The organism is Ruegeria sp. AI3, from assembly GCF_056541245.1.
The window spans coordinates 1-509 of record NZ_JBQFYA010000111.1; the positions used below are offsets into that span (position 1 = coordinate 1).

Genomic DNA, 509 nt, shown 5'->3' on the forward strand with positions numbered 1-509 from the left:
CTTTTTTGTCAGGTGTTTCCGCTTGTTCTGCAGTTGAGTCGGTCATGACGTCCTCATCCATTTAATCTTTGCCAGTGATAACCCTGCAGAACTAACCGATTGTTAAGGGCAATCGTCCAAACAGGGGGCGCGTCGGACAGAATGTCGGCGAGTCGGAGGTGAGCGTGCAGCAGATCGGAACTGTCTGGGCAAGTTTGGACAGGCGTAAGCAAATCATCGTTGCCGGTGCGGTCGTGCTGGTGTTTTTAGGGGTTTTGGCGATGTCACGGCTGGTGACTGCTCCGTCGATGACACTGCTGTATGCGGGTCTGGAGAACGGCGCTGCTGGTGACATCGTGCGCGCGCTGGATCAGCGCGGTGTGCCTTATGAGATTCGCGGCGGTTCCATTTATGTGCCGGGCGGCCAGCGCGATGAACTGCGCATGACGCTGGCCAGCGAAGGCCTGCCCGCCAACGGCAGCCGGGGCTATGAACTGCTCGATTCCCTCAGTGGCTTCGGAACCACCTCG

General features: G+C 58.2%; 1 pseudogene. It reads left to right on the forward strand.

Going from position 1 to position 509, the window contains the following annotated elements:
- Positions 1–164 precede the first annotated feature (164 nt).
- Positions 165–509: pseudogene (locus ACRZ95_RS23330) on the forward strand (flagellar basal-body MS-ring/collar protein FliF); the annotation flags it as partial.